The 24,161-nt window shown below is 67.3% G+C and carries 18 protein-coding genes, 1 tRNA gene and 1 CRISPR repeat array; of the genes, 11 read left to right on the top strand and 8 right to left on the bottom strand.

The window, feature by feature from the left end; all coding sequences use genetic code 11:
• Positions 1-8 precede the first annotated feature (8 nt).
• A complete protein-coding gene (locus ACWF82_RS02170; protein ID WP_452497087.1) occupies positions 9-1,211 on the top strand; it encodes a cytochrome P450 in 1,203 nt (400 codons plus the stop codon).
• 96 nt (positions 1,212-1,307) lie between these two features.
• Here ACWF82_RS02170 and ACWF82_RS02165 read toward each other — a convergent pair whose 3' ends face one another.
• The 5 genes from ACWF82_RS02165 to ACWF82_RS02145 form a co-directional block, all read right to left on the bottom strand.
• Complete coding sequence (locus ACWF82_RS02165) at positions 1,308-3,731, bottom strand: CaiB/BaiF CoA transferase family protein (RefSeq protein WP_452497085.1); 2,424 nt, start codon at positions 3,729-3,731, stop codon at positions 1,308-1,310.
• Complete coding sequence (locus ACWF82_RS02160) at positions 3,728-4,687, bottom strand: enoyl-CoA hydratase/isomerase family protein (RefSeq protein WP_452497083.1); 960 nt, start codon at positions 4,685-4,687, stop codon at positions 3,728-3,730. Before ACWF82_RS02160 ends, ACWF82_RS02165 begins: the two co-directional genes overlap by 4 nt.
• Positions 4,688-4,755: 68 nt before the next feature.
• Positions 4,756-5,880, bottom strand: coding sequence for a M24 family metallopeptidase (locus ACWF82_RS02155; RefSeq protein WP_452497081.1), 1,125 nt, complete (start codon positions 5,878-5,880; stop codon positions 4,756-4,758).
• A complete protein-coding gene (locus ACWF82_RS02150; protein WP_452497079.1) occupies positions 5,870-7,108 on the bottom strand; it encodes a M24 family metallopeptidase in 1,239 nt (412 codons plus the stop codon). The genes ACWF82_RS02155 and ACWF82_RS02150 overlap by 11 nt, the downstream gene beginning before the upstream one ends.
• A gap of 1 nt (position 7,109) precedes the next feature.
• Positions 7,110-8,279 (bottom strand): amidohydrolase family protein, encoded by a 1,170-nt coding sequence (locus ACWF82_RS02145; RefSeq protein ID WP_452497077.1) that lies wholly within the window; start codon positions 8,277-8,279, stop codon positions 7,110-7,112.
• Positions 8,280-8,497: 218 nt separating this feature from the next.
• Between ACWF82_RS02145 and ACWF82_RS02140 the strand changes: the two genes are divergently transcribed.
• From ACWF82_RS02140 to ACWF82_RS02095, 10 genes are all read left to right on the top strand, one after another.
• Positions 8,498-9,103 carry a TetR/AcrR family transcriptional regulator gene (locus ACWF82_RS02140; RefSeq protein ID WP_452497075.1) on the top strand — a complete coding sequence of 202 codons (606 nt, stop codon included), beginning with the start codon at positions 8,498-8,500 and terminating at the stop codon, positions 9,101-9,103.
• Positions 9,100-9,606, top strand: a complete 507-nt coding sequence (locus tag ACWF82_RS02135) for a hypothetical protein (RefSeq protein ID WP_452497073.1) — start codon at positions 9,100-9,102, stop codon at positions 9,604-9,606. The genes ACWF82_RS02140 and ACWF82_RS02135 overlap by 4 nt, the downstream gene beginning before the upstream one ends.
• A gap of 123 nt (positions 9,607-9,729) precedes the next feature.
• Positions 9,730-9,803 (top strand) — tRNA-Pro (locus ACWF82_RS02130).
• A 1,685-nt stretch (positions 9,804-11,488) separates the two neighbouring features.
• Complete coding sequence (cas3, locus tag ACWF82_RS02125; RefSeq protein WP_452497071.1) at positions 11,489-14,197, top strand: CRISPR-associated helicase Cas3'; 2,709 nt, start codon at positions 11,489-11,491, stop codon at positions 14,195-14,197.
• A gap of 78 nt (positions 14,198-14,275) precedes the next feature.
• On the top strand, positions 14,276-15,844 hold the full coding sequence (gene casA, locus ACWF82_RS02120; RefSeq protein WP_452497069.1) for a type I-E CRISPR-associated protein Cse1/CasA: 1,569 nt from the start codon (positions 14,276-14,278) through the stop codon (positions 15,842-15,844).
• Positions 15,845-15,873: 29 nt separating this feature from the next.
• Complete coding sequence (gene casB / locus ACWF82_RS02115; RefSeq protein ID WP_452497067.1) at positions 15,874-16,653, top strand: type I-E CRISPR-associated protein Cse2/CasB; 780 nt, start codon at positions 15,874-15,876, stop codon at positions 16,651-16,653.
• Entirely contained in the window at positions 16,650-17,792 is a 1,143-nt protein-coding gene (gene cas7e / locus ACWF82_RS02110; protein WP_452497065.1) for a type I-E CRISPR-associated protein Cas7/Cse4/CasC, read from the top strand. The genes casB and cas7e overlap by 4 nt, the downstream gene beginning before the upstream one ends.
• Positions 17,789-18,526 carry a type I-E CRISPR-associated protein Cas5/CasD gene (cas5e, locus tag ACWF82_RS02105; RefSeq protein WP_452497063.1) on the top strand — a complete coding sequence of 246 codons (738 nt, stop codon included), beginning with the start codon at positions 17,789-17,791 and terminating at the stop codon, positions 18,524-18,526. Before cas7e ends, cas5e begins: the two co-directional genes overlap by 4 nt.
• Positions 18,523-19,158: a type I-E CRISPR-associated protein Cas6/Cse3/CasE gene (gene cas6e / locus ACWF82_RS02100; protein WP_452497061.1), complete on the top strand. Its 636-nt coding sequence runs from the start codon at positions 18,523-18,525 to the stop codon at positions 19,156-19,158. The genes cas5e and cas6e overlap by 4 nt, the downstream gene beginning before the upstream one ends.
• An 89-nt stretch (positions 19,159-19,247) precedes the next feature.
• A CRISPR array of direct repeats spans positions 19,248-19,760; the repeat unit is 25 nt; unit sequence GTCCCCACACGCGTGGGGGTGAGCC.
• Between the two features lie 105 nt (positions 19,761-19,865).
• Positions 19,866-20,453: an AAA family ATPase gene (locus ACWF82_RS02095; protein ID WP_452497059.1), complete on the top strand. Its 588-nt coding sequence runs from the start codon at positions 19,866-19,868 to the stop codon at positions 20,451-20,453.
• 46 nt (positions 20,454-20,499) lie between these two features.
• Here the strand turns inward: ACWF82_RS02095 and ACWF82_RS02090 are convergent, their stop codons facing one another.
• The 3 genes from ACWF82_RS02090 to ACWF82_RS02080 all read right to left on the bottom strand — a co-directional run bounded on the left by ACWF82_RS02090 (position 20,500) and on the right by ACWF82_RS02080 (position 24,157).
• Positions 20,500-21,792, bottom strand: a complete 1,293-nt coding sequence (locus ACWF82_RS02090) for a tyrosine-type recombinase/integrase (RefSeq protein WP_452497057.1) — start codon at positions 21,790-21,792, stop codon at positions 20,500-20,502.
• Positions 21,793-22,573: 781 nt separating this feature from the next.
• On the bottom strand, positions 22,574-23,392 hold the full coding sequence (locus tag ACWF82_RS02085) for an MmyB family transcriptional regulator (RefSeq protein WP_452497055.1): 819 nt from the start codon (positions 23,390-23,392) through the stop codon (positions 22,574-22,576).
• A gap of 351 nt (positions 23,393-23,743) precedes the next feature.
• Positions 23,744-24,157 carry a hypothetical protein gene (locus tag ACWF82_RS02080; protein ID WP_452497053.1) on the bottom strand — a complete coding sequence of 138 codons (414 nt, stop codon included), beginning with the start codon at positions 24,155-24,157 and terminating at the stop codon, positions 23,744-23,746.
• Positions 24,158-24,161 lie beyond the last annotated feature (4 nt).

Genomic DNA, 24,161 nt, shown 5'->3' with positions numbered 1-24,161 from the left:
GCGATCCGATGACTGCCAGCACCACCGACGAGGTGTTCTACGACCCGTACGACGTCGAGCTCAACGCCGACCCGTTCCCGATGTTCAAGCGCCTGCGCGACGAACTTCCCCTGTACTACAACGAGACCCATGACTTCTATGCGGTGTCGCGCTTCACCGACGTCAACGCCGCGCTGCTCGACAAGGACACCTTCAGCTCGGCCCGCGGCGCCATCCTGGAACTGATCAAGGCGGACATCCCGATTCCGCCCGGCGTGCTGATCTTCGAGGACCCGCCGATCCACGACATCCACCGCAGGCTGCTGTCGCGGATGTTCACGCCACGCAAGATCGCCGCGCTCGAGGCGCAGATCCGTCAGTTCTGCGCGGACAGCCTCGATCCGCTGATCGGTACCGGCCGGATCGATTTCGTCGCCGACATCGGCGCGCAGATGCCGATGCGTACGATCGGGCTGCTGCTCGGCATCCCGGAACAGGATCAGGAAGCCATCCGCGACTTCGCCAACGACCAGATGCGCACCGAGGAAGGTCAGCCGATGAAGGCCGCCTCGGAGGGCATGTCCGGCGGTGAACTCTTCGCCGCCTACATCGACTGGCGCGTCGAGCACCCCGCCGACGACATCATGACCGAACTGCTCACCGTCGAGTTCGAGGACGAGCACGGTGTGGAGCGGCGCCTGAGCCGCGAGGAACTGCTGACCTATGTCAACGTCGTCTCCGGCGCGGGCAACGAGACCACCACCCGGCTGATCGGCTGGGCGGGCACAGTACTGGCCGAGCATCCCGGCCAGCGCAGGCAACTGGTGGAGGATCCGGGCCTGATTCCCAAGGCGATCGAGGAACTGCTGCGGTTCCAGCCGCCTGCCCCGCACGTGGCGCGCTACGTGACCCGCGACATCGAATTGCACGACCGGACGATTCCGGCGGGCAGCGTGATGATGATGCTGATCGGTGCGGCCAACCGCGACGAGCGGCACTTCGCTCCGGACGGTGATGTCTTCGACATCCACCGGATCTCCCGCCCCCACCTGTCGTTCAGCGCGGGCACCCACTACTGCCTCGGTTCGGCGCTGGCCCGCCTCGAGGGCAGGATCGCGCTCGAGGAGATCCTGCGCCGCTTCCCGGAATGGGAGGTAGACATGTCCGCCGCCCGCCTCTCGCCCACCTCCACGGTGCGCGGCTGGGAGACCGTGCCCGCCATCACCCGCTGACGGCGCTCACCAACCCCGAGCGCCCGGCATCGTTCGCCGGCCTGCCCCGAGATCCGGTGCAGGCCGGCGTCTTTCGTTGCTGCGCGGACCGAACGGCTAGCGCACGCCGGTGCGGATCGGGGCGACCGCCGGTTGACCACCGACCACTCCCGCGGTGATCAGTTCGCTGATCTGTGCGGCGTCCAGTCCGAGGCCGGTGAGCACGGCGAGGTTGTCCTGGCCGAGCAGCGGTGCGGGCGCACGGTGAAAGCGGTACGGTCCCGCCGAGAAACGGGACGGCACCGTACTGTGCCGTGCGGTCCCGCTGACCGGATGGGTGAGCTCCTCGAAGAAGCCGCGGAACGCGAGTTGCGGAATATCGGTCTGGCGATGCGGCTGCATCACTTTCGCCACGGGAACCCCCGCGTCCCAGAGGATCCGGACGATCTCGTCGCTGTCGCGGTCGGCGCACCACGCCGTGAGCCGGGTATCGATCTCGGTGTGCCGGGCCCGTCGGCCCGCCGCGCTCGACAGCGCGGGATCCAGCATCCAGAACGGTGTGCCGAGGGCTTCCCTGAGCCTGCGCCAGTGTCCGTCGGTGGCGACCGCGATCGCCACCCAGCAGTCCCGGCCACCGAATTCGTCGGCGCCTGCGGCCCGGTACAGATTCTGTGGCGCCGCGGCCGGGCCCCGGTTGCCGTCCCGGTGCAACAGCACCCCGTTCGCGGAGTACTCCACCACCTGCTCGGCGGCGACATTGAGCGCGGCTTCCACCATGGCGGCTTCGATCAGGGTGCCCGCGCCGGTGCGGCGCCGGTGGGTGAGCGCCAGCAACAGGGCGTTGAGGGCGTGCGCACCGGCATTGGGGTCGCCGATCGAATAGGGCTGCACCGGGTTCTCGTCCGGGTGGCCGGTGAGCCAGCTGATGCCCGAGGTGTCCTCGATGACATAGGCGAACGCGGGATTGTCGCGCCAGGGTCCGGTCGTCCCGAAACCCGGCATGCGCACCATGATTCCGTCGGGCCGCAGCGCACGGTAGGCGGGATAGTCCAGCCCGATCTGGGCGAGCACGCGCGGGGTGTAGTTCTCGACGACGACATCGCAGCTCGCGGCGAGCCGCGCCAGCACCGCGCGCCCACGTTCGTCGGCCAGGTCCAGCGTGATGCTCTTCTTGCCCGCGTTGAGCCCGGAGAAGATCGGCGATTTCTCCCACCACCGGTCCTCGCTGACGGGCACCCCCGCGATGAGCCGGGTGCCGTCGAGCCGTGCGGCCGACTCCACGTGGATCACCTCGGCGCCGAGCATCGCCAGGTAGTGCGTGCACGACGGACCCGCCCAGAAGGTAGTGAGATCGAGCACCCGCATTTCCCGGAACGGCAGCTGTTCGTTGCTGCCACCGCGGGTCCGGCCACCGGTCGCCGGTGCGCGGTACTGCTCGGTGTGCTCGCCGAGCCGGGGCGCGGGGCCCGGCTCCGGCAGCAGCGGGGGATCGAAACGGTAGGGCGGACCGGGACGGACGAACCCATCCCTTGGATCGGTGACGAACGACCCCCGTGCCAGATGATGATCCATCTTCGGGGCGTTCGCCCCGTCGGCGACCGGCCCGTTGGGAATCCGGAAGGCCGAGGCCAAGTCCTGCACCACCTCGACCGGGTGCTCGGCCAGCCAGGCATAGATCTGCGGTGCCCTGGCGGCGGCGCGCTCGGTGATCGAGGCGTCGGTGTCATCGTCGATCCACTCGGGGTGCCCGACCATCGCGCACAGGTCGAACCACTGCTGCACGGTGCCGCACCCCACCGAGACCAGGCCGTCGGCCGCGGTCGCGATGCCGGGCACGCTGCGCTGTCGCCGGGTGAGGAACGGCCGGCCGAGCGCGTCGTGGAAGGTGACGGGAAAGTAGGTCAGCCCGAGGATCTGGGCTTCCAGCATCGACAGGTCGATCAGCTCACCCGAACCGCCGCGCAGCCGCGAGGTCAAGGTGGCGACGGACGCGTGCGCGCCGGCGAACCATTCGCCGATCCGCCCGCCGACGGCCACCGGAGCCCGCTCCGGTGCCCCGCGCCCGAGCCCGATGATGCCACCGGACCAGGCCTGCAGCGTGAACTCCGTGGCCGCCCGGCCCGCCCACGGCCCGTCGAGCCCGAACGGCGTGATCGCGGTGACCACCAGGTGCCGGTGCGCGCGCCGCAGCGCGGCGGGGGACCGGGCCGGATCGTCGGTGACCGGCGAACCGGGTTCCCACACCACGACATCGGCGGTGGCGAGCAGCCCGTCGAGCACGGCTCGGTCTCCTGGCACCCGCACATCGACGACCACACTGCGCTTGCCGCCGCTGAGGAAGGTGAACAGCGGCCCGTCGGCGCCGGGCGCGGGCGGGGTGTGCGAGGCCGACCACCGCCGCAGCGCGGCGCCACGCGGCGGTTCGACGACGACGACCTCGGCGCCGCCGTCGGCCAGCAGTTTGGCGCAGTAGGCCCCCGCGATCCCGGTGGACAGGTCGAGGACCGTCCACCCGGACAGCGGTGCGGCCGGAGTACTCACCGGTCTTCCTCGCGCGCGGATTTGCTCAGCCGGAACTCCGGCGGGAAGCGGGCGTCGTTGTCCTTCACCGAGGCACTGAGCCCACTGTCGTAGGCATCCCCGAGCATGAGTTCGTCGTCGGCGTGGATGTGCCCGCCCATCGACTCGAAGAACCCGCTCAGCAGGCTGCCCATGTACTCGCCCTGCTGCTGCTTCATGATCTCGAAGAAGACCTTCTGCATGAAGATCGTGTCGGTGGGGCGATTCCGGGCGCAGGCCAGCGCGTACTTGGCGGTCTCGGCCTCCAGTTCGTCGCGCGTGACCACCTTGGTGAGGAAATTGCAGTCGGCCATCTCCCCGGCCGTGAAGGCCCGGCCGGTGAATACCATCTCCTGGAACTTGCGCAGCCCCATGGTCTGCGCCCAGGTCCACATCCGCGGACCCCAGCCGTAGTAGCGGAACGACGGATGACCGAAGAGCGCGTCGTCGCTCGAGATCACCAGATCGGCGTCGGCGGCCTGATAGAAGTGCCAGCCGTAGCAGTAGCCCTTCACCTCGACGATGCTGATCTTCTTGAACTCCTGCAGACTCCGGCAGCCTGCCTGCGCGTTGGCGTACCACTGGCTGACCGTCGCGCCGTGCCGGAACGACCCGGCGGGCGGGTAGCGCACCCCGTCCTCCGCGCCGATCTTGTACTCGGCCAGCCGTGGCCCCTGGTCCGGATCCCGCTGCGTAGCGAGGAATTCGGGCAGATCGGCACCACTGCCGAAATCGTCGCCCGCGCCGCGGACGACGAGCACCTTGACCTCGTCGTCGACGCTCGCGCGATGGATCAGATCGCCGTAGCGCAGCCGGGCCGCGCCGGTCGGGGCGTTGAGATGGTCAGGACGGTCGAAAGTGATGGTGGCGATACGGGTTTCGGGATCCTTGTCGTAGCGGATGATCTCCTCCGCCGACGGCTGCTCCGGTCCGGGCACGATAGGGCTCCTTCGCCTGGACGACGCGGCCCGCCCGGCAGGCGGCCCGCCTCGAAATATGTTGCGGGTCAGTGCGGCCAGTGCGGCGCGTCGGTGAGCACCTCGGCGCCGTCGGTGGTGACCAGGACGGCGTCCCGGCCGAAGACGGCACCGACGCCGGGCTCCCAGACATAGCTGGTGACCGACAGCACCATGCCGGGCTCGAGGCGTTCGGCCTCGGCGGTCCGCCGCAGCAGCGGCGAGACGACCGGGGCGTCGAAGCCCATACCGAGTCCGCGGGCCACCGGCATCGGCGGCAGCGCTTCACCGGCGAGCTCGTAGGCGGTGAGCAGACCGGCGGTCGGCGCCCCCGGACGACAGGCCTCGACGAGCCTGTCCCACAGCACGTCCCAGCGCCGGTAGAGCGCGCGCACGCCGGCGCCGCCCTCACCGTCGGCGGGCCAGGTGCGGCCGACCTCGCCGATGTAGCCCTCGCCGAGAATGCCCGCCGAGAACGCCACCAGGTCACCGGCTCGCGCACGTCGATCCGCACCGGCGCGCTGCCACGGATGCGCCCGCGAGGTCACCCACGCGGAGTCCTGCGAGGCGGGCGTACTGATCCCGCCCGCGGCCATGGCCTCGAGCAGGATCCCGATCAGCGACTGCTCGCTCACGCCCGGCGCGAGCGCGGCCACCGACGCCGCCAGCCCGGCCTGCGCGACGGTGAGCGCACGCCGCAGCGCGAGGATCTCCTCGGGTGTCTTGATCCGCCGTGCCGCGCTCATCGCCGGTTCCCCGTCGACGAGTTCGGCCCGCGGGAACGCCTGCGGCAGCAACTGGGCGAAGGTCGGGGACAGGGCGTCGGTGCCGACCCGGCGGGCCGTGCTCGCCCCCTCGATGCGGCGCAGCACCTCGATGGTGGTCAGCGGATTCCACGCCAGGCCGTAGAGATTGTCGTGCGGGATGTCCTCGGGGATGCCCTCATCCCAGGTACTGAGCAGGTGCACCGCGCCGGTGTCGCGCACCAGGGTGGCGACGGGGCCGAAGGGCCGGGTTCCCGCCACCCACAGTTGCGGGGCGCCTGCCACATAGCGGGCATTGGCCTGCCTGCCCAGGACGAGCACGTCGAGGTCGCCGGCATGCATCTGTGCCAGTGCGCGAGCGCGCCGTCCATGCCGCAGGGCGCGCTCGTCGGGCAGGATCTCAGTACCCATACGGGTCATACGGGTAGTCGGTGAGGGGCGCGAACCCCTGGTCGGTGATCACCACGATCTCCTCGCTTCGATATCCGCCGGTGCCGTCTTCCCAGACGACCGGTTCGAGCACCAGCACCATCCCGGGTTCGAACACGAAGTTCTCGTCGTACTCCGCGCCGAGATCGGTGCCGATCATCGGCATCTCGGCGGCGCTGACGCCGATGCCGTGACCCAGATAGAAATGCGGCAGCCAGGGTTTGACGCCGCCGTTGGCCGCGATCGCGGCCCGGGTGAGGTCGGCGGCCGTCGCGCCCGCCCTGGTGACCGCGAGTACCGCGGTGACGATCTCGTGCCAGCGTTCGAACTGGCGCTGCTGGCGCGCGTTCGGGGAGCCGCCGACGATCCAGGTGCGGCCGAAGTCCGAGCAGTAACCGCCGTAGGTGATGCTGACATCGGTCCACAGCACGTCACCGGCCGTGAGGGCACGCTCGGTGGTGAGCAGCGGCAGCGCCAGATCGCCGTGCGTGGTCCACACGCCCTCGGCCTTGGACCGCGGCATCACCTGCCAGATGGCGTCGAGCATGTTCGCGGTGGCGCCGAGTTCGAAAGCGCGCCGGACGAATCGGGCCGACAGGTCGATCTGGCGGCGCCCCGGTGCGAGGTCGGCCTGCACCTCGGCGATCGCCTGCTCGGTGATCCGGTTGGCGATGCGCAGGCACGCGATCTCGTCGGGTGTCTTGATCAGTTTGGCTGCCCCGACGACCAGCGCGGCATCGGAGGGAGCTCCGCCGGGGAACAGCGCGTCCTGTGCCCGGCGCATCGCACCGGTGCATTCGTCGACCGCGACGGTGGCCCCTGCGGGCACGAGATCGGCGAGTACACGGCCGAAACTGTCAACGCCCTCGTCGAATTCGAGGTAGACCGGTCCGTGCAGGTGATCGGCGGGCAGTTCGGCCTCGTCGGAGGCGCCCTCCCGGAACGGCAGGAACAGGTGCGGCCACGGATCACCGGCCACCACCACGGCGACGGGACGCTCGACATGGGAGAGCCCGGCATCGCCGAGCGGCCAGTTCGCGCCCGTGGCGTAGGCGACATTGGTGTTGTTGAGCAGGACCAGCGCGTCGACGCCGCGGGCGGCCATCGCCACCCGCAACCGGGCGCCGGTCTCGCGCCGCATCCGCGCGCGGTCGGGGACATCGGGGATCTCGAAGGCCGCGGACCGCGCGGCTGTGCCGGACACCGTCATCTCAGACGCCGAGGAAATCGCGGATGTTGCCGCTGACGATCCGGGCCGCCGCCTCGGGCCCGACCGCGGCGACGACCGCGGCCAGGGACTGCTCGGAGTAGCCGAAGGTGCTCTCGTTGTGCGGGTAGTCCGAGGACCACATCACCCGGTCGATCCCGATGTGATCGATGAGGGAGAGCCCGAGCGGGTCGACCATGAACGAGGCGCGCATGTGGTTGTCCCAGTAGTGCCGGATGTCGTGTTCCACCGGCCGGTCCAGCATGTGCTGGAAGGAGGCGAGCATGTGCTCGGCGTCCTGGATCGCGGCGGGCACCCAGTTCACGCCGCCCTCGAACCAGCCGATGCTCAGCCCGGGATGCCGGTCGATGATGCCGCTGAAGATGTACTTGGAGAACAGTTCCCGGAACGGCGCGACATTGTGCATCATGCCGACCGCGACACTGTTGACCTCGCACGGTGCCGACAGCGGCGACTCACCGATGTGATGGGACACCGGGACGCCGGACTCCTCGATGGCATCCCACACCGGGATCATCGCGGTGCTGCCGTAGTCGATGACGGCCCCGTCGTCGTCCTTGCCCGCCGACAGCGGTAGCAAGAAGGTCGTGAGCCCCAGCGACTTCAGCTCGTCGAGGGTGCGGCGCGCGCCATCGGCGTCCCACCAGTTGATCAGGCCGACACCGTAGAAGGTGCCGGCGGACTGCTCCTGGAGCTCGGCGATGTAGGCGTTGTAGACGCGGAAACAGAGCTCGCGGATCTCCTTGTCCGGGTAGAACAGCAGCGCGAGCAGCGCGTTGGGGAACGCCAGTTCCCTGGCGATGCCGTCGGCGCGCAGATCGGCGCCGCGGGCAGCCGGATTGGCGCTGCCGGAGCCCTCCAGGGGGTCGTACTGCATCAGCACATGGCTGAAATCACCGGGCAGGAACGACTTTCCCTTGCGACCGAGCTGATAGGCGCCGTCCTCGTACCAGACCCGCGGCGCGCGGTCCTTGAGGTTCTCCGGGAACCGCTCGTAGAAGATGTCGTGCGCCAGCGAGATGTGGTTGTCGGCGGAGAAGACCTCCGTGCCCGCGGGCAGTCCGAGCGTGCCTGCCGCCTTGCCGCGCCGGTCCTTCGGCGGGCCGAATCCGCCGGGTGGGTACAGCGGGGCGCTACTACTGGGAACCGGCATCCTGCCTCCAACGTAGTTCTCCTAGTGCGGAAATAACGTTATCACAGGTGGAGAGTCCACCGGTCAGCAGTTTTGCCATGAGCGCGATTTCGTCCACACGGCCACGCAAGAACGCTATTCTCATCAGTGGGCCGGCTCGGGAGTGGTGAGACCGTTGTCACACCGAGCAAACCAACCTACTGTGTGTTCACTAGGTTTTGTCGAACAGGGTGCCGCGCATGACTTCTCCCCGTCCATACGCCTCGCTGCTAGCCAAGGGAGAGGATCGCCGCCAGCGCATCGTCACCGTCGCGCAGCGGCTGCTCGCCCGCAACGGCTGGCGCAACACGAGTCTGGCGATGATCGCGCGTGAGGCCGGAGTGAGCCCGGCGGGGCTGCTGCACCACTTCACCTCGAAGAACCAGCTGCTGCATGCGGTGCTCGATGCCCGCGATGCCGACGACCTGCAGCAGGCGGACCTGCACGGGGACCTGATCGCCGAGATCGAGAAGGTCGCCGAGCGTATCCAGCGCTCACCCGAACTGGTCGGCACCTTCGCGGTCCTGCTCGTGGAGAACCTCCAGCCCGAGGCTCCGCTGCACGACCGGATGCTGGACAGATGGAACCTGGCCGTCGGCATCGTTACGGCGCTCATCCGCCACAACCAGGAAATCGGCCGCTACCGTGCCGATTTCGATCCCGGGATCCGGGCGGTGGAGATCGTCGCTTTCATCAATGGAATGGAGATCTCATGGCTGCTCGATCATTCGATTCCCCTGACCGAGGTGTTCGCCGAGTACACGAGGTCGCTGAAACGCGACTTCGCCCCGGACCCTCCGCGATGAGGTATCGCCTCGACGTCGTGGCGACCAGTGTGGTCGATGTCGTCGAGCATGCCGGGGGCTGGCTGTTCGATCGCGCCGTCGCGGGCTGGGATGTCTCGGTGCTCGTCGCCGAGATCTCCGACGCGCGACCGCTGCGCATCCTCGGCGCCGAACTGGTCGACCTGCATCAGGTGCTCTCCGCGCACGGACAGGGCCGCAAGCCACACGCACTCGCGATCGCGGGCGACGTCTGCTGTCGCGACTCCCGCGCCCACCGCGGCGTTGTCTCGGCCCTGCGCGACGGTGGAGTGGAAGTCGTTGTCTGGGGCGACGATTGGTCCTCACCACCGGAACATCGCGTCGACCCGGTGGTGCACCGCCTCAGCGTGGCCGCGCGCGCGTTCAAGGCGCAGGCGCTGACCGCGGCCCGCCTGCCCGCCGAATCGGTCGCCACGACCGAGGTCTTCCGCAGTGGGGTATCGATGTTCCCACCCGTCGGGGCGGATCTGAGCCCGGTCGGCTGAACCGCCGCTGATTCCCGTCTTCGGCGCCCAACAGGCCTCCAGAAACCGCCATCTACCAGCCGATTAGTACCTTCGCGGAATGGTGCGGTAATCTTTTCGAGCACCCGGAGACGGGGGCAAGAGCGGGCTGTGGCGCAGCTTGGTAGCGCACCTGACTGGGGGTCAGGTGGTCGCAGGTTCAAATCCTGTCAGCCCGACAGTGAAAACCCTCTCTGACCTGGGTCGGAGGGGGTTTTCTTGTACCGCGAGATTTGACGTGGTTTGGCCAAACTACACAGAAACTCAACAGTTTCGATTCTGATCAGGCGTCCAGTATGTCGACGCGGCGCTCCTGGGAGCTGACCTCAGGGCGGTCGGCCGTCGTCGAGTTGGTGTGCAAACGACTGCAGGTGCGTGCGTCGACGGCGGTACCGGCTGGTGTGAACGGCGCGGGTATGCATGCCGGTGTTCGTGCCCTAGTCGAAGCCGGCTATCTCGCAACTGGCGGTGACTGCAATCGGCTGTGGCACTTGTTCAGACGACATGGGCTCGCGCATTCGAGCATGGCTGGGCGAGGCTTCCACATCCACGATCTTGCGATGCATAAGCTGGATCGCGCCTGCGCCGTGGCGGCGGTGTAGGAACGTAGGGGAAGGGTCTCGCCTCGGTGAGCAATTGGCTGAGGCGAGACACCCTGTCTGAAGTCTCTCGAAGCTGGGGGTATGAGGAAGTCGCTGGCCATGCCACGTCGGTCGAGGTCTGCTGATCCACCCGCACAGGGTTGGCCCTGGCCGACGACCTACACGGTTGTAGATCTGCGGTGTCGAGCGCGATACAGTGCGCCCGATCGCGGAAGCAACCCGCGAGGTGAATCCCGGATCGAGAAGGTCAGGGGTTCGATTCCCCTTAGCTCCACAGTATGCGCAGGTCAGGCCGGGTTACGAAGATCCCTTCGAAACCCGGCCTGAACTTTTCCCCACTAAGTCACCACTAATTCGGCCGAGGACTCTGCGAACCCACACCTCGACAACCATGCGGCGCCACGCGCAGGAAATAGGCGAGGCAAGGGACCGACACATGCGAACCCCGAAGTGGATGTGCCAAATCAAAAGTGAATGAAAAACGAGGTGTCGCGCGACAACAATGCTGGTCAACAAGTGTCGTCCCCACACGCGTGGGGGTGAGTCCAGGTGTGGGGGCGTGCGGTTTTCGATCCGGCCGTCGTCCCACACGCGTGGGGGTGAGTCCAGCGCGGCGGCCTGGTCGGCAGGGCGGGATCGGTCGTCCCCATACGCGTGGGGGTGAGTCCCCGCTCGTCGGCGGCGTGACGGCGAAGCAGGTGTCGTCCCCATACGCGTGGGGGTGAGTCCCGCAGTCCGTAGTGGGCGGCGTGCTCGGAGGCGTCGTCCCCACACGCGTGGGGGTGAGCCCTGGATGTCGACGTTCTGCGTCTGCGAGTTGCCGTCCTCCCCACCCGCGTGGGGGTGAGCCCACGTCTCAGCGCATCCAGGTGACTCGGGTGGCGTCCTTCCCCACACGCGTGGGGGTGAGCCCCCGCCGACCTTGCTCGGCCAGCTCATGACCAAGTCCTCCCCACACGCGTGGGGTGAGCCCGGCGCTGGGCCTGTATAGGACCTATACAGGCCCACCGTCCCACACGCGTGCGGGTGAGCCCCGGCACTTCGGGCACTCGCGGGTCGTGCCGCGATCGTCCCCACACGCGTGGGGGTGAGCCGATGTCTCGCAGCAGCTCAAACTTCGCCTTGGCGATGCCCTCTCCTCGCACGCGTGGGGGCGTGTCGGCTGCTGTTTTGCGGTCGTGTTGTCCAGCGGGCTGCCCCGTCGGTTGTTGTCGGTGGGGTGGTCTACGGTTGCCGTTCGTCGGGTCGGACGAGGGGCGTGGATGGCTGATCATGGGCTGGTCGATCTTCGGTTGTGGGGCAAATCGAAAGGATTGCCCTCCGCGTATCCGTTGATGTGCCATTTGCTGGATGCTGGTGCCGCAGCAGGGGTTTTGTGGGATCAGTGGCTCTCACCCGGTCTGCGGCGGTTCATCGCTCGCGGGTTGGGAGTGGACGAGGCGGGGGCTCGTGCGCTGGTGGTGTGGTGGGCAGGGCTGCACGACATCGGCAAGGCGATGCACTGCTTCCAATCTCTTGATCCGGTAGCGTTTTCCGGCCCTGTGGTCGACTATCCGCCTGGTGTTGGCGAGCGCCGTAGCCATGAGTACGGCTCGCACGCGTGGTTGGTATCGGCGTTGACCGGGTACGGGTTCGCGCGTCGTCCGGCGAGGATGGTGGCACAGCTGCTCGGCGGCCATCACGGTTGCTTCTTCGACGTCGACGTCAGGGTGTGGGCCAAGCCGTTGGCGTTTGTCCCCGAGCTGGGGAGTGGACGGTGGGAACAGCAGCGGCTGCTGATGGTGGACGCGATCCACCGGTGCGCTGGTTCGCCTTCGCCGACGGCGTCGATCGATCCGGCTGCGGCGGCGGTGATTTCGGGCTTCGTTGTGCTGGCCGATTGGCTGGTGTCGCAGGAGTCGTTCCTGCAGAAACGGTTGGGCGATCTGCCTGCGGACGGGAGCCGAGAGCAGCTGCACGCCTACTTCACGCGGGTCCAAGCCCGCATTCCGGGTCTGCTCGACGAGGCCGGTCTGGGCCGGTTGTCGCTCGCGGCAGGTGATTTCGAGGCCGAGCACGGGTTCGCGCCGAACGCGTTGCAGGCTTCGGTCCAGGAGCAGTTGCCTGTGCAGATGGGGCGCTGCGGTGGGCTGTTGATCGTCGCAGCACCGACCGGGATCGGGAAGACGGAACTGGCGCTGTCCGCGGCCCGGGCGATGGCCGAAGCGTCGGGAGCGTCGGGTTTCGTGTTCGGGCTGCCGACGATGTCGACGGCGAACCAGATCTATGAGCGGTTGATCGAGTACGGGCAGCGGCGGGTGACCGGCCGGGCGTCGTTGGCGTTGCTGCACTCGATGGCGTGGATGCACGACGCCTACGGCCCCGGGGCGGTCGGCGATGGCGTGGTGACCGGTGAGGGAGTGGTGGGGGATCCGCTGGCGGTGACCGAGTGGTTGATCCGCGCGTATCGGGGGTTGTTGGCGCCGTGGGCGACCGGGACCATCGATCAAGCCCTGATGGCGGGAGTGCGGGTCCGGTACAACATGTTCCGGCTGCTGGGTTTGGCGGGCAAGGTCCTCGTCGTCGACGAGGTCCACGCCTACGACGCCTATATGCAGCGACTGTTGTGCGGGCTGTTGACCTGGCTGGGCCGTATCGGGGCACCGGTGGTGTTGCTGTCGGCGACGCTGCCGACCGCGGTCGGGCAGCGGTTGGCACGCGCCTACCTGGCCGGTGCCGGCCACCGAAGCACCGCGGATCTGGAAGGCTGCCCGTACCCGGGCTGGCTGTATGCCGACGCCGAAACCGGGACGGTGTCGAGGGTTTCGGTCTCAACACCGACATCGACACTGGTTCTGCGCCAGCATCGGGTGCCGATCCGGCAGAACCGTCCGGTCAGGGAAGAGGCGCTGCGAAGGCTGCTGGCTGGACTGGTCGAGTCCCGGTCGGGCTGTGTCGCGGTGATCTGCAATACCGTCGCCGATACTCAGATCACCTATCAGGTGCTGCGTGAATGGTTCGACACCGAGTTCGGCTCGGAGGGACCGGGGTTGTGGACGCTTCACGCGCGGTTTCCGGTCGATCGGCGAGACGAGCTCACCGACGAAATCGTCGATGCCTACGGCAAGACCGGGCTGCGGCCCTGGGGCGTGGTCGTCGCGACCCAGGTCATCGAGCAGTCGATGGACCTCGACTTCGACCTGATCATCAGTGACCTCGCTCCGCTGGCGTTGCTGCTGCAACGCGCCGGGCGCGGACAACGCCACCAGCGCGAGCAACGTCCGGAGTGGGCGCACGAGAAGCGATTGGAGGTGCTGATCCCTACCGGCGCAGAAGGTTTGGTGATCCCCGGCGGGTGGCCGATGGTTTATCCGACCTCGCTGCTGGAACGAACAGCCTCGCTACTGGCGGCCGACCGAGAGGTCGAGATCCCCTCCGACGTACAAGGATTGATGGAGCAGGTCTACGACGAATCGTTCGCCGACGGCCAGCCCAGCGCATCCGACCTCGACCGCATATCGGATGAACGACTCGCGCGGGCGGTGGCCGAGCAGGTCGGGATCCCGGCCCCCGGTGCGCTGGTGGAGTTGGCGCCGCTGACCTTCGCCGATCTGGACCCGGAGCTCTACTCCACTCGCCTCGGCGCCGACTCGGGGCGCGTCGTGTGCTGCTACACCGACGCGGCCGGACAACGTTGGCTCGATGCCGAGCACACCGTCGCGTTGCCGCTGCCGACCAACGGTCGTGATCGCCTCTCCCCAACGCAGGTCAAAGCGTTGCTGTCCAAGTCGATCCCGGTACCCTGCACCTGGACTCGCAACCTGGCCGTGCACAACCAACCACCGGCCGGGTGGGCGAAGCACCCGCTGCTATGCCGCGTCGCGCTGCTGACCGCCACCACGTTCGGTGCCGCGATGTCGTTGGGTGAGCGCGAATGCGTTCTCGACCACGACCTCGGCCTGGTCGAGACGCGGCACCTGATCCGATCCTGACCATGTCCGGCCTACATCCGGGCGGCCTCATCCGCGCGACCGCGAACCTGCTGGTCGCTGTCACTGCTTCTCACGAAAGTGGACAGTCCATTGAACCTTCGTCGTTCGCCGTGGATTCCTGTGCGAAAGAAGGGCCTTCTCCAGCCCGAAAGCCTGGAGTCGTTGTTGCTGAACGCGCATCTGGTCGAGGACCTGAGCGTGGACCTCGCCCCGGCCGCTGCTGGCCTGTGGCGGATCCTGACCGTCATCGCCGCCCGCGTGACCGGGCTGGACAACCGAGACCTTCTCCCGCACGAGTGGTTCGCGCTACGCGACACGATCCTCGATCAGGGCGCCTTCGACCCCGGCGCGGTGAGCAGCTACTTCGACGAGCACGCTGGGCGGTTCGACTTGTTCGACCCGCAGTGGCCGTGGCTACAAGACCCGCGGCTGGCAGATCAGTGCGCTCGGGCGACCGGGTTGAACACCGTGGTGTTCGGACGCCCGGCAGGCAACAACCAGTCCTGGATGTCGCATCACCGCGACGCCGACCCCGTCCCGATCGACGCCGGTGAGGCCGCCTTGCAGTTGATCGCCCAGCTGTATCACGGCGCACCGGGTCGCTGCACCGCTCGCACCGTGGATGGACGCAGCGAAGCCAACGCCAAATCCGCACCCTTGCGGGGCTTGGTGTCCTATCACCCCGTCGGGCGCAACGTCTTCGAGTCGCTGCTGGTCTCGATCCCGTTCCTCGAGGATGACCCCACCGCAGACGGCGAGGACTACGCGTGGTGGGAACTGCCGCGACTGCCCGACCCGCTGGCACCACCGCAACCGACCCGCGGTGTGGGTGGTGTCCTGGCGGGCAGGTTCTGCCATGCGCTGCTGCTGGTCGCCTCGCCCGATCGCGAACAGGTCGTCGACGGGTATCGGACGTGGGCGTTCCGGCATCCGGTTCCGGCGGTGGAGGATCCGTTCCTGATCTATCAGACCAGCAAGGCCGGTCAACGGTATGCGCGTTTCGCCAACGCCGATCGCGCGTTGTGGCGTGATCTGGACGGGCTCCTGCTCGACGATGCCGGCATCCAACACAGCCACCGCCCGAAGGTCTTCGCTCACGCGATGCAGCTCGACGATCCCGAGGTGCTCGAACGGTTGCGGGTGCGTGCCTTCGGGTTCGACCAAGACCGCGCCCAAACCAGCGACCGCCAGTGGTACACCGCCACCACCCCACCTGTGCTGCGGCGGCTGGCCGACCCGGAAACTGCGGCCGCCCTCAGCCGCGCCCGAATCGCGGCCGAGATGATCGCGCGGCGGATGGACCGGGCGGTGCGCACCGCGTGGATCGCGATCAACGACCCGGGCAACGGCGGGCCCGACAGCCTCCCGGCAGACAGTCGCAAGTCCGGGCCGGTCCGCCGCGAGTCCGACATCGACCCCGGCCCCTGGGTGGCCACCGCGGCCGCCCGGTACTGGCCCACCGCGGAACGCGAGTTCTGGCGCCAGATCCGCGACAACGACTTCGATCGCCCGCTACGCCGTTTCCGGACGCTGGGGTTGCAGGCCTTCGACGAGACCACCGACGGTGGTGCCGGGCACCGACCACGCACCCGGCGAGCGATCGAACGTGCCCGCACGCTGCTGTTCGAAACCCCCGAGAAGAAATGACCACCCCGCCTCCGAGGACAGGAACTGTGATGGCTGCCTACCGGCACCGGCTCGATGGCCACGCCCGCGCGCTGGTCGAACGGGTCAACCGCATCAACCGCGCCAGCAGCGCCAGCAGCGGCGACCGCGCCGACCTACGACGCAGCCTGCGCCTGACCCCTGACGATCCGCGAACTCGCCGATCCCACCGCATCGTCGCCCGCTACCTGCCCCCGGACCCGAACCCAGCAATCGAGCGGGCCTTCTACGCGATCGCAGCCATGATCGCCGCCCAACCCCGCGCCGCCCGCGACCAAGAGAACGAGACCGACAACGCCCACGCCGACAACGCCGATCCCTCCACAGCCGACTCAACGGAGCAGGATCTGACCGGCGACGAGGAGACAGAAGTGGCTGGGCCGCCGACCGGCACGGACGCCCAACCCGATGCGACCCCGCCCGGACCGAGGCCGGGCTGGATCGATGTCCGCCAGGCACTGGGACAGAGCCTGGGAGTGTCGCTGGCTCGCGCAGTGTCGGCGAACCTGCTCAACGCCGACACCACCGCCGCGCGGCTCCAACTGCTGTGCCGCCAAGGACTGCACGGTGTGCACCGCCAGCTGCCTGGGCTGGTCCTGCAGATCCGCGAGAAGAAGGTCGACGTCGCCTGGGAGCGGCTGCTGGTCGACCTGGCCGAGTGGGACACCACCCGAGATCGCGTGACCAAACGCTGGCTCCAGGACTACTACCGCACCCTCCACCAGCTCGATCGCTCCACCAACACCATTGCCGCCACCGGATCTGATACCGAAGGGACCCACCGTCCGTGACCACCGCTGCTGCTGTTCCGCGTTTCCTCGACATCCACCTGTTGCAGACCCTGCCCTACAGCAACCTCAACCGCGACGACCTAGGCTCCCCGAAACAGCTGATCTACGGCGGCACCGAACGCACCCGCGTATCGAGCCAAGCCTGGAAACGCGTCACCCGCCACGCGGTCGAGAACACGACGGCAACGCACGCCGTGCGCACCCGCCGCGTCGCCCCCGAAGTCAGCCGCCGCCTCCAAGATCGCGGCTGGCCACAAGAGCTGGCAGACGCCGCCGGCGTGCAGGTCCTCAAGTCCGCGGTCAAGGACGCCAAGAAGGAAGGCCTGGCCGTCGAAGCGAACGGCAGCAGCTCGGTCCTGCTGTACCTGCCGACCGACGCACTCGACGCGCTCGCCGACCTCGCCGAGACCCACCGAGCGGCGATCGAAGCACAAGCCACGGCGAAGAAACTCGTGGGAGTGCTGCCCACCAGCGAAGTCGCTGCGATCCTGACCAGCCGCAACGGCAGCATCCACCTGCTCGGGCGGATGCTGGCCGAGCTGCCCGGCGGCGACGTCGACGGCGCGGTCCAGGTCGCGCACGCCTTCACCACCCACGGCACCGAACCCGAGATCGACTTCTTCACCGCCGTCGACGACATCCCCTCCACCATCCGCGGCAGTGGACACATGAACAGTGCCGAATTCTCCTCCGGGGTGTTCTACCGCTACGCCAACGTCGACCTGCAAGGCCTGCGCACCAACCTCGGCGGCGACACCGCGATGGCCCGCGAGCTCGTGGCCGCGTTCCTGCACGCGTTCGCCACCACAGTCCCCACCGGCAAACAGAACTCCACCGCCGCACAAACTCTGCCCGAACTCATCCACGTCGCCGTCCGCACCGACCGGCCCGTGTCGTTGGCCGCCGCGTTCGAAGCACCCGTCACCGCCGGCACCAGCGGGTGGGCGGCGCCGTCGCGCACACGGCTCGCCGAGTACGCGACCCGCCTGCAAAGGATGTGGACCGCGGCGAGCGTGGCCTGGGACGGATTCACCAGCATCGACGACGAGTCCTACACCGGCATCGGCGCCCGCATTGACAGCGTCACCGACCTGCTTGCCACCGCGACTGCGACCGCGTACCCGGACGCGGGCGCATGAGCGGGCTGCTGCTGCGGCTGGCGGCGCCTTTGCAGAGCTGGGGGGAACACAGCGCGTTCGCTCGCCGCGACACCCAACCATTCCCCACCCGCTCCGGACTGATCGGACTGTTCGCCGCCGCCCACGGAATCGAACGAACCGACGTCGACGGGTTGTCCGTGCTGGACCCGCTGCGGTTCACCATCCGCATCGACCGACCCGGAATCCAGATCCGCGACTACCACACCGTCGGCGGCGGCCGATCACCTCACCACACCGTGCCCACCGCCGACGGCAAACGCCGCAGCGCCGGTAAAGGCACCATCGTGACCAACCGCTACTACCTCTCCGATGCCGCATTCACCGTCGCTGTCGAAGGACCTGACGACGTGGTCGCCGAACTGGCTGTCTCGCTGGCCAACCCACGATGGCAGCTCTACCTGGGTCGCCGGTCATGCCCGCCCGAACAACCCATGCTCCTGCGCTACAGCGAGACCCCTGTCCAGGATCTGCATACGGTGGTCCCGATCCATGCGCGGCGCCGATCCAGCATCGACGTCGTCACCGAGCATCCCACCGAAACCGGCACGACCACTGAAATGGCGGACGTCCCGGTGAGTTTCGATCCAGTCCGGCGCCGCTACCGCAGTCGAACCGTCACGGTCACCGCGCGCAGCAACCTCCCCGAAGGGCTGTGGCATGCGTGGCCGCTCGACTATCAGCAAGCACTGTTCACCTATATGGGAGTGTCATGACATTGTGGCTAACCCGGATTCGGCTCAACCTGCGCGACCGCGCCGTGCGTCGCGACCTCACCAACGCCGTCGATCTGCACCGCACGATGATGTCGATGATGCCCGATGGCCTCGGAGACAACGCCCGCCAACTGACCGGACTGCTGTATCGGCTCGACGAAACACCCATCGCGACAGAACTACTCATCCAAAGCCGCCACGCACCGAACCTGACCGCGCTTCCCTCCGGATACGGCGAAGCCGCGACCCGGTCGCTGGATCAACTTCTCGACCACCTCACTGTCGGGGCGCAAATGCGGTACCGCTTGGTCGGTAACCCGAGCAAACGCACACCACGTGGCCACGAACGTCCTGGCAAGATCGTGGCATTGCGCGGAGCTGATGCCGATCAATGGTGGATCCAACGCGCCAGCAACTCTGGTCTCGTGGTCAACACGATGTCGGCGATCGCGCTAGCCGACATTCGCGGGCGAAAGGGACGCGAGACCAACCCGGTCCGCCATGCCGCGACTCGCTTCGACGGCACCGCGACCATCGCCGACGTTTCCCAGCTTCGGGACGCAATCACCAGCGGGGTCGGGCGCGGGAAATCCTATGGTTGTGGGCTATTGAGCCTCGTCCCGACGCGTTAGTCCTTGCAAGGGCCTCGGCGTTCCAGAGTTGGATGAAAGTGAATGAAATTCTGCAGACATCGGCTACAAGCTGCTGGTCAGGAAGTGTCGTCCCCACACGCGTGGGGGTGAGCCCAGGGTGGGCGGGTTGTCGATGAGCACCAGGTCGTCGTCCCCACACGCGTGGGGGTGAGCCCTCTTTCCGGTCCAGACGCCACTGCTACGCCCCGTAGTCCCCACACCCGTGGGGGTGATCCGGCCGCGGTCGAGACGATGATCGCGAACCTGCCGTCGTCCCCACACGCGTGGGGGTGAGCCCCGCATCTGCTCATCCGTGGGCAAGAACGGTTCGTCGTCCCCACATGCGTGGGGGTGAGCCCCGGATCAACCGTGCCTTGATCGCGGCGGTGCTGTTGTCCCCACACGCGTGGTGGTGAGCCCGACGACGGCATCGCCATGTACCCGGTGACACTGTCGTCCCCACACGCGTGGGGGTGAGCCCCAGAGGTTGATCGTGTACGGGTTGGCATCGAGGGTTGTCCCCACACGCGTGGGGGTGAGCCGCTGATCGGGCCGATGAGGACAGGCAGTACAGGTCGTCCCCACACGCGTGGGGGTGTGTTCCAGCAGGCACTCGACACAGGCTTTGACCGGCTGTCGTCGGCCTGGCACGCGACCAAGACGACCATCGATCCGCTGGGTCGAATAGGTGAGAGGAGCTGGCACAGATGATCTTCCGCATAGCCGATACCAGTGCTATTGCGAGCGTGTTGGTCGTGTTGCGAGGTAACTCTGGCTCAGGCAAGTCGACTGTGGCTCACGCGGTGCAGCTGCGGTTTCCGCGTGCCAGATGCCTGGTGGTTTCACAGGATGTGGTCCGCCGGAGGATGCTTCGCGAGCTCGATGCTCCCGCCGCAGTCAACATCGATCTCATCGAGCATGTCGCTACTTTCGGGCTAGCTCGCGGGCTGATCGTGATCGTGGAGGGCATCCTCGATGTCGGCCGGTACGGCAAGATGCTCGAACGACTCTCGGTGTCAGCGGGGTCGGTGCTGTTCTACAGTTTCGATCTGTCGTTCGAAGAAACGGTCCGGCGGCATGCGAGCAGGCCCCAAGCGCAGGAGTTCTCGCCGGCCCAGATGACGCAGTGGTACCACGGATGGCAACCGTTGCCGTTCGTCGAGGAAGTCCGCATCGATGCGAGCTGGAAGCTCGAGTCGGTCGTCGATCAGATCGTTCGCGACGTCCGGGTCGCAATCGATCTCGATCGACGACCGGCGCGATGTGATGGCACGACCGATGAGACCTCGCCGTAGCCGACGGCAACACCGTGGCGCGTGACTGTGACCGACGTTGGACCGGTCACGCGTCAAGATCCACTGGTGCGTCGCCAACGGCGCGGTCGAGGGCGTTCGCCGCGGTCCGGTGCGGGCGTCCGCGCGCCATGTAGTACCGCTGGGTCATCGAGACGTCGACGTGGCCGAGGACGTCAGCGGTGACACGCGCCGACAGGCCCGCGTCATCGAGGATCGTGGCGACGGCGTGGCGGAAGCTGTGCGGGGTGATGTCCTCGGCGAAGCCCAGTGCCTCGCGAACCCGCTGCCACGCGTGGCCGACGTTCTGTGGGTCCCGCAATGTCCAGACCGCGGATGGGAACACCAGATCCAGGTCTTCGATTCCGGGTTGTGGCGGCGAGGTCAGGCGCCGGGCCGTCATTGCGTCTTTGCGGCGTTTGAGCATGGCGACGGCGAAATCGGGTAGCGCCATGATGCCGGTGTGGTTCTTGGGGTCATCGTCGTCGGTGACCCGGACCAGTCCTTTGCCGCCGACTCGGACGACCTTGCCGACCGGGTGCAGTGTCGCTTCGTCGAGGTCGATGTCGGACCACACGAGTCCGAGCATCTGGGAGCGGCGTAGCCCGGTAGCGGCGTAGAGGGTGATGACGTCGGCGAGGTCGGCGCCGTCGCAGTAGGCCGCGACCGTGGGTGGAGTGTAGGCCTTGACCGGTGTGCCTCTGGAACGTTCGGCTTTGGACAGCTTGCGGGGACACGGCGTCTGCGAGGTTCGGACCGAGGACGGGATGAAGCGCAGTTCGTCGACGGTCAGGTCACCGGCTCCGCCGGTGCGGCCCTTGGCTCCGACGTTTTCGGCCATCTTCGCCTCGCGCACCGGGTTGACCTCGAGCGGGGTCCGGCTGCACGCGAACCGGAACATCCCCGAGAGCACGTTGCGGGCGGTGCGCATGTTCGACGGGCCTCGGGCGTGCCCGACCTCCTTGAGGAAGGCTTCCACGGTCGCTGTCGTGACTTCGAAGAGGCGTCGGCCGCCGAAAGCGACGTCGAAGGTCTTGGCGGCCTCGTCGTAGCGGCTGATGGTGCCCGCGGCGCGGCCGAGGGAAACGAGGTGGTCGCGGTAGTGGCCCCACAGCTGTAAGACGGTCATCGAGTCCGACAGCTCGTCATCGAGGTCGACGCGGATGTCGACGGCGGCAGCAAGCACGGCATCGAGCGCGCGCTGGCCGGTGCGATCGGGCAGCTCGCGCCCTTGAGCATTGAGCTTGATCGGGGAGAAGCGGGTGACGTCACGTCGCCGGCCGGAGGTGTCTCGGATGTAGATGCGTGCCTTCCAGTGTCCGGGGGCGATCTCGGTGAGCATCGGCTTGCCGGGCACTCCGAGGGGGCGCGGTGGTCTACCCCGTCTCACCGTCGTGCTCGGGTGGCAGATCGCCCGTGTTCGCGAGGGCTGATTCGAGTTCGTTTATGTCCCAACGGAATTCCCTTCCTACTCGGATAGGTTTGGGTAGCCAGGTGTGTTTGCCTGGCTGGCGGGCCCAGCGCCGCAGCACTTCGGGGTGGATGCCGAGGTGGTCGGCGGCGGTTCTGGTGTTGACCCACCGGCGCAGCGGCGCCGGCTTCGGGGTCGAGGTTTCATCACGCACCGGCGTGTCTCCGGCCGTACTCGACGTGGATCACGGGTGCGCGGTGCTGGGCGCCACACCTCAGAGGCGAGTGGCAATCGCCGAGAAAACTCGCGTTCGTCTTCTGGGTGCGGCGGGGAACCAGGTGCCGAAAATTGCGCAATCCTGGCCGGGCAGCGTACGAGTCGGAGTCACGATCAGTTGCATTTGATGACCGGAATCGCCTCCGGCGACACACTGCGATGGCTTGTGACAACAGCGCTGAAGGACCCTTGCGCAGATGGCTTGGGACTGTAGTTGCATGAAATTGCATCGGGCACCTCTAGGCCCGATCAATGACTCTTCCCGCATCCAGGAAACCTGAAAACGCGGAAGTTCGCCACCAATTTCCTGCCCGGCGAGGAGAAATTGGTGACGAACCGCGCACAGCCGCATAGCGTCTTTTCTGTGTCCTGTCACAAGGCCCCGACCGGCCGCAGTGAGTTTGTCGCCACTGCGCCGGTCGGATGTCGTCGACGGCTAGTTGCGGGCGGGTCTGGAGCACGCCTCCGGTGTGGCCGTGACGAGCTGGACGTGATGAGCCGCTATCCCGACGCTCAGTGAGAGCAGGTAGGAGACTCGTTTGCGGTCGGCGTCATAGGCGTGCAGCAGGCATCGTGAGTCGCGTCCGTAGGAGACGTTCACACTTGCTGCCCATAGCCGCCTTGCGTCGCTGATCGGCGCCAGGGCGGACACGAGTTCGTTGGCTTGTGCTGAGCTGCGGTGGCGTCCCAAGGCTGATTTCAGCATCGCGACCGTCCACGAAGCTTCGGCTTCGTAGTCGACGATCACGCGCTTGGCCTGCTCGCTCAGCACCCAGACCGCCACGGAGCGGTGGTCGTCGATGCCGGGAATGGTGTCGGCGTATAAGTCGTTGTACGCCAGCACATTCCAGAACGGATCGATGAAGGCAGCTGGGATGGCGCGGGCCTGAAACCGTTCGAGGTTGAGCATCAGGGACTTCTCGGCCTGGACGTACGTGCGCAATGCCTCGGGTGGGGCCAGCATGACCGGGGGTCCTGCGAGCTCGCGAAGATGTGAGGCCAGATCTCGATCGAGGCGGTAGCCGCTGATGATCCTCTCGAGCGTGTCGAGGGGCGGTTTGGCCTCCCCGCGTTCGAAACGCCCCAAGTGAACGGCACTGAAGTTGAGCTCTGCGGCTGCTTGGGACTGGGTGAGTCCGAGATCGTCTCGAATCCACCCCATGGTGGTACCGAGGTCCGGGATCGAGACTTGTGGTCGGTTGGAGGCACGTCGACGTTGGCGTCCCTTGTGGGGCCGTGCAATTCGGTCGTTCATAGTTCTCCCCCCCCAGGAGTTGTGAGTGAAGTCACAGAATGAGTGGTTTGAACGGAATATTTCGACTTCGTGACGAGAGATGTGTGCTTGCTGTAGGGGCGTTGAGGAGGGAGTGGGAGGTGTGTGAAGGGCGGAAGAGGGTGCGGTAGTTGCGGTGCGAGGCATGGCGGAGGGTGGGTGTACGGGTGGAGGGCGAGCTGTGGTGGGCTGGGTGGAGCTGAGCTTGAGCAGGAGGGGTTGGACGTCGGGTGCGGTGAGTGTGGCCGCCGCGCCGGAGACGACACCAGCAGCGACGGCCACGGACGGGCCGAGGTTCGCGAGCGGTCGAGAGAATCTGTATTGGGTGGTGGTTCAGCGGGGTGGGGGTACCTGCTGCCAGCCCACCGGGCTACACGCGTAGTGGCGGGTGCCGAGCGCGACGACGTCACCGACCGACAGCGACCGGTGACATTTGCCGTACCAGCGATCGGTGAGTGCCTCGTCGCCGTCGTCGGGGTGGCCGTTGAGCGCGGCGAAGACACGGTCGAGCACGACCTGGTGGTCGAAGGCGGCATCGAAGATCCGTTGCAAGATCTGAAAGTCGGCGGTGCGCATCGAGATGTCGAGAGCGGACCGGTCGGCGATAGTCACCGAGGTATCGGCGGTGTAGCCGCCGAAGAAGGAGTCGTCGCCGAGATACACGCTGACCCACAAGATGTGGGCGCGTCGTGTCTGCGCGGCGACGAAGCGGCGGCGGGGTCGGGCGTGGCGAGCACGATGAAACACCGGC

The organism is Nocardia sp. NPDC055053 (genome assembly GCF_053608285.1).
The sequence above is the reverse complement of the archived record's forward strand: the minus strand, read 5'-3'. Positions and strand labels throughout refer to the sequence as shown.